We start from the raw sequence: 4,655 nt of genomic DNA, 5'->3' as shown, positions 1-4,655 counted from the left end.
TCGACGACGGCGACGGAGACGCGCTGGTTCTCCTTCTCGGCGGCGTCCAGGGTGGCCTGCGCGGCCTTCGTGGCGGCCTCGATCGTCAGGTGCGTCGACCCCGTGGTGTTCTTGTTCCTGACGTCCGCCTTGGCGACGGCGGCCGGGGCGGCAGCCGTGTTCTCGCCGGTGGCGCCGGCCGAGTAGGCACCGAAGCCGCCGAGCGCGAGCGCCGCGACGATCGCGCCACCGGCCACGGCACGGGTGCGCGAGGAGGTCTTCTTCACGTGCTTCATGGGGTCTGCTCCAGTGAACTCGGGGAACCGCGGGGGCCGTCGGGGATCCGTGGCCCGCTTCCCCTCCATCCTGGGGTCGTCCCCCCGCGCCGCCCGTCGTCGTCCCGGCTGCACCCGCCGCCCGCAACGGTCGACCCCGGGGTCATCCGATCGGTTGACCCCTCAGGACGGTGGGCGCGGTCTGCGGTTCCATGGTGGACGGCCCTAGGGTGGGCGGCGCAGACCGCGCGGACCGCGCGGTCCTCCGCGGGCAAGCACCCGATCCGGCGGCCAACCCGGCGGATCGGTCGCACCCGCACGACACGAACGAGGAGTTCCATGGACATCGCCGGCTCCGCCGCTCTCGTCACCGGTGCCGCCTCCGGTCTCGGCGCCGCCACCGCGGCGGCCCTCGCCGCCCGGGGCGCCACCGTCTACGGCCTCGACCTCGACAAGGCCGTGGCCGCCGCGGGAGCGCTGCCCGAGGGCGTCCGGCTGCTCGCCGCCGACGTCACCGACGAGGACCAGGTCCGCGAGGTCCTCGCGGCGGTCGACGCCGACGGCGCCGAACTCCGGCTCGCCGTCAACTGCGCCGGCATCGCGCCCTCGGCGCGCATCCTGGGCCGCAAGGGACCGCACGACCTGGACCTGTTCCGGGCCGTGCTCAACGTCAACCTGCTCGGGACGTTCAACGTGATGCGGCTCGCCGCCGAGGCCATCGCCCGGCACGAGCCCGACGAGCACGGGCAGCGCGGCCTCGTCGTCAACACCGCCTCGATCGCGGCCTTCGAGGGCCAGGTCGGCCAGATCGCCTACGCCGCCTCCAAGGCCGGTGTCGCGGGCATGACCGTCACCGCCGCCCGTGACCTGGCCCAGTTCGGCATCCGGGTCGTCACCATCGCCCCCGGCATCGTCGACACCCCGATGATGGCCGGGTTCGGGGAGGAGGTCAGGGCCGGTCTCGCCGCGAGCGTCACCTTCCCGCAGCGCCTGGCCCGCCCGGAGGAGTACGCCCGCCTCGTGACGATGGTCGCCGAGCACGACTACCTCAACGGCGAGACCATCCGCATGGACGGGGCGCTCCGGATGGCGCCGCGCTGAACCTCCGTACCCTCGTGACAGCACTGGGTGCCGGATTCGTCCGGCACCCAGTGCCGCGCGGAGGTCTTTCGGGTGTTAGGTTCGAGCCATGGGAACAGCGTCGACGAACTCCACGAAGCCCCCGATGCGGGACTCCCTCATCGCCGCGGCCTTCCAGCTCTTCCTGGAGCGGGGCTACGAGCAGACCACGGTCGACGACATCGTGAGCCTCGCGGGCGTCGGCCGCAGGTCCTTCTTCCGGTACTTCCCGTCGAAGGAGGACGTGGTCTTCCCCGACCACGAGCAGTGCCTCGCCGACATGACCCGCTTCCTCGCCGCCAGCGCCGACTCCGACGACCCCATGGTCCGGGTCTGCGGTGCCGCCCGGCTCGTCATGCGGATGTACGCCGAGAACCCCACCTTCTCCGTCCAGCGCTACCGGCTCACCCGCGAGGTGACCGGACTGCGCACGTACGAGCTCTCGGTCGTCTGGCGGTACGAGAAGACCCTCGGCGACTATCTGCGTACCCGCTGGGCCGACCGCAAGGACGGCACCCTGCGCGCCAACGTGGCCGCCGCCGCCGTGGTGGCCGCGCACAACCACGCCCTGCGGCACTGGCTGCGCTCGGGCGGGGAGGGCGACCCGCTGGCGGAGGTCGACCGGGCGCTGGAGTTCGTCCGCGCCACCTGGAGTCCCGACGCCGTGGTGGCCGCGCCGGCCGAGGAGTCCGAGGACGTCGTGGTGGTGATCACCAAGCGGTCCACGCCGATGTGGCGCGTGGTGCGCGAGGTCGAGGCGAGCCTCGGCGACGACTGACGGACGGCAAAACGGCTGCCTGGGTTCCCGGTATCTCCAATTGAGGGAACTCAGGTCTTTATTTGATGGCACTCAGTGCCATATCTTTGCTCCATGCACGGTTGAGCCGCCGAGTGCAAGGAGAACCCATCGTGTTCCACACCGGACCGAGGAGCGGGACCGCCGTCAAGGCCGCCGAGGCATCGGCACCCGACGCCGAGCTCTACTTCCAGCGCTGCCGCTGGTGCCACACCACGACGTTCCAGCGACTGCTCTGCCCGACCTGCGGGTCGACCGACCTCAACCCCGAACTCAGCGAGGGCGAAGGGGTGATCTCCGTACGGCGCGGGGTCGCCGCGGCCGACGCCGACCTCTGGCCGGTCTACATGTCGGAGGGCTTCACCGTCCGCTGCCGCGTCGACGGGCCGCTGCACGCGGTGCGCCCCGGCGTCCGGGTCAAGGTCTCCTCGGGGGTCGGCGTGACCGGTCGCAGGCCGGTCGTCCGGCTCTGCGAGGAGGTCCCGCTCGACGGCTGGATCTGACGTCCGCAGCAACGGAAAGGGCGGGCGAGTGGCACAGAGTGCCACTCACCCGCCCTTTCTCGTCGGGCGACGGTCAGCGAGCGCCGATCTCGTCCGTCAGCTGCGGCAGCACCTCGAAGAGGTCACCGACCACGCCGTAGTCCACCAGGTCGAAGATCGGGGCCTCCGCGTCCTTGTTGACCGCGACGATCGTCTTCGACGTCTGCATGCCGGCCCGGTGCTGGATCGCACCCGAGATGCCTGCGGCGACGTACAGCTGCGGCGAGACCTGCTTGCCGGTCTGGCCGACCTGGTTGGCGTGCGGGTACCAGCCCGCGTCCACGGCGGCGCGGGAGGCGCCGACGGCCGCGCCGAGCGAGTCGGCCAGCTTCTCGACGACCGCGAAGCCCTCGGCCGCGCCGACACCGCGGCCGCCGGAGACCACGATCGCGGACTCGGTCAGCTCGGGGCGGCCGGTGGAGACGCGCGGGGTGCGCGAGACGACCTTCGCGGCGTTGCCGGTGAAGGCGACGGTGACGTTCTCGACCGTAACGGCGGCCGGGGCGGCCTCCGGAGCGGCGGAGTTCGGCTTGACGGTGATGACCGGCACGCCGTGCGAGACCCGCGACTTCACCTGGTACGAGGCGGCGAAGACGGACTGGGTGGCGACCGGGCCGTCCTCGCCGGCCTCCAGCTCCACGGCGTCGGTGATCAGACCGGAGCCGAGGCGGAGCGCGACGCGGGCCGCGATCTCCTTGCCCTCGCCGGAGGAGGTCACCAGGACGGCGGCCACCTCCTTGTCCTTGGCGAGCTGGGTGAGCGCGTCGACCTTCGGCACGACCAGCTGCTCGGTGAACTCGGCGCCGTCCGCGACGTACACGGTCGCCGCGCCGTACTCGCCGGCGGTGGCGGCGATCGAGGCCGCGGCCTCGCCGGCGCCGAGCACGACGGCCGTGGGCTCGCCGATGCGGCGGGCCAGGGTCAGCAGTTCGAGGGCCGGCTTGCGGACCGCACCGTCGGCGTGGTCCACGAGAACCAGGATCTCAGCCATGATTCGTTGCTCCTGTGTGGGTGTCTGGCTGACGGTTGGTCAGATGAACTTCTGGGTGGCGAGGAACGCGGCGAGCTGCTTGCCGCCGTCGCCCTCGTCGGTGACGATCGTGCCCTGCGTACGGGCCGGGCGCGCGGCCACGGCGTCGACCAGGGTCCAGGCCCCGGCGAGGCCCACCTCGTCGGCGTCGATGTCCAGGTCGTCCAGGTCCAGTTCCTCGACCGGCTTCTTCTTGGCGGCCATGATCCCCTTGAAGGAGGGGTAACGGGCCTCGCCGGACTGGTCGGTGACCGAGACGACGGCCGGCAGCGGGGCCTCCAGGAGCTCGGTGGCGGCGTCGCCGTCACGGCGGCCCTTCACGAGGCCGTCCTCGACGGACAGCTCGGAGAGCAGCGTCACCTGGGGGAGGGAGAGGCGCTCGGCGAGCAGCGCGGGCAGCACGCCCATGGTGCCGTCGGTCGAGGCCATGCCGCAGACGACCAGGTCGAAGCCGGTCTTCTCCAGGGCCTTGGCGAGGATCGCGGAGGTCGCGATGACGTCGGAGCCGTGGATGTCCTCGTCGTTCACGTGGACGGCCTTGTCGGCGCCCATCGACAGCGCCTTGCGCAGCGCGTCCTTGGCGTCGTCCGGGCCCACCGTGACCACGGTGACCTCGGCGTCGTCGGCCTCTTCCGAGATGCGCAGGGCCTGCTCGACGGCGTACTCGTCGAGCTCCGAGAGCAGACCGTCGACGGCCTCGCGGTCGGTCGTCAGGTCATCGGCGAAACCGCGGTCGCCGGTCGCGTCGGGGACGTACTTCACACAGACAGCGATCTTCAGGGTCACGGCCTGTCTCCTTTCAACGAGATTGCTATTACGGGAGGTTGCGGGCCATGACGATGCGCTGGACCTGGTTGGTGCCTTCGTAGATCTGGGTGATCTTGGCGTCGCGCATCATGCGCTCGACGGGGTAG

General features: G+C 71.5%; 6 protein-coding genes and 1 pseudogene. 3 read left to right on the top strand and 4 right to left on the bottom strand.

Annotation, left to right across the window (positions count from 1 at the left end):
* Positions 1-266, bottom strand: a pseudogene (locus IO20_RS0133970) (heme-binding protein); the annotation flags it as partial.
* Positions 267-593: 327 nt separating this feature from the next.
* Here IO20_RS0133970 and IO20_RS0133965 point away from each other — a divergent pair.
* From IO20_RS0133965 to IO20_RS0133955, 3 genes are all read left to right on the top strand, one after another.
* Positions 594-1,355, top strand: a complete 762-nt coding sequence (locus IO20_RS0133965) for an SDR family NAD(P)-dependent oxidoreductase (protein WP_030557104.1) — start codon at positions 594-596, stop codon at positions 1,353-1,355.
* A gap of 88 nt (positions 1,356-1,443) precedes the next feature.
* A complete protein-coding gene (locus IO20_RS0133960) occupies positions 1,444-2,151 on the top strand; it encodes a TetR family transcriptional regulator (RefSeq protein ID WP_030557102.1) in 708 nt (235 codons plus the stop codon).
* A gap of 131 nt (positions 2,152-2,282) precedes the next feature.
* Entirely contained in the window at positions 2,283-2,672 is a 390-nt protein-coding gene (locus IO20_RS0133955) for a zinc ribbon domain-containing protein (RefSeq protein ID WP_030557100.1), read from the top strand.
* 73 nt (positions 2,673-2,745) lie between these two features.
* On the opposite strand, the gene IO20_RS0133950 is transcribed toward IO20_RS0133955, so the two are convergent.
* The 3 genes from IO20_RS0133950 to IO20_RS39350 form a co-directional block, all read right to left on the bottom strand.
* Entirely contained in the window at positions 2,746-3,702 is a 957-nt protein-coding gene (locus tag IO20_RS0133950; RefSeq protein ID WP_030557098.1) for an electron transfer flavoprotein subunit alpha/FixB family protein, read from the bottom strand.
* A gap of 39 nt (positions 3,703-3,741) precedes the next feature.
* Entirely contained in the window at positions 3,742-4,527 is a 786-nt protein-coding gene (locus IO20_RS0133945) for an electron transfer flavoprotein subunit beta/FixA family protein (RefSeq protein WP_030146721.1), read from the bottom strand.
* 28 nt (positions 4,528-4,555) lie between these two features.
* Positions 4,556-4,655: acyl-CoA dehydrogenase family protein (locus IO20_RS39350; protein WP_155525297.1), on the bottom strand; the 100-nt coding region annotated here is incomplete at its 5' end.

It is taken from the genome of Streptomyces exfoliatus (assembly GCF_000725545.1).
Lineage (GTDB): Bacteria > Actinomycetota > Actinomycetes > Streptomycetales > Streptomycetaceae > Streptomyces > Streptomyces exfoliatus.
This window is presented reverse-complemented; position numbering and strand designations above follow the sequence as displayed.